The sequence below is a fragment of the Falsiporphyromonas endometrii genome (genome assembly GCF_042654485.1).
Classification (GTDB): Bacteria; Bacteroidota; Bacteroidia; order Bacteroidales; family Porphyromonadaceae; genus Porphyromonas; species Porphyromonas endometrii.
Window position 1 is genome coordinate 1 of the sequence record NZ_JBHSGO010000052.1, and the last position, 540, is coordinate 540.

Sequence of the window (540 nt, forward strand, 5' to 3'; positions counted from 1 at the left end):
CGTGATTAACTCGCCAAAGAAACATATGCTGAAAACGATTCGGATGAAGTTTTTGGCCATACCCGGATATATTCAGAGACATGCCGGTAAAAAAACTTTAAAACTGGCGCTGGCGCTAAAACACAGATCTGCTTTTTTAGCCCTCTGGAAACGAGCCAGAGATCCTAATATTTCAATCTAATAATATTTCTAACGACAAATCTGGGTTAATACGATCCATTACCAAAATATGACTTAGACCTATGGAATATCGCTTAGACGACATATAACAAGACATTACAAGAATAAGATAATACATAGCTACTATGACAAGGGATAAGAATGAAGGACCTTAGATTAAGGTTGAATGAGAATTACCCTTCTGATGAGCAAAACAAATAGCATAAGTAATAAAACAGAATTCCCCGGTAAAGACGATACTGTCCCAAAAAAGTGTGTAAGACCCAAGACTATTATCTTTGAAATTACAAACTAAAAAACGATAAAAAGCATGAACCTTACACAAGTACAAATTAAAGAAATTATTTCGAATTGTCTGTC

The 540-nt window shown here is 34.8% G+C and carries 1 pseudogene; it reads left to right on the forward strand.

Going from position 1 to position 540, the window contains the following annotated elements:
• Positions 1-181, forward strand: a pseudogene (locus tag ACFO3G_RS03180) (IS1380 family transposase); the annotation flags it as partial.
• Positions 182-540 lie beyond the last annotated feature (359 nt).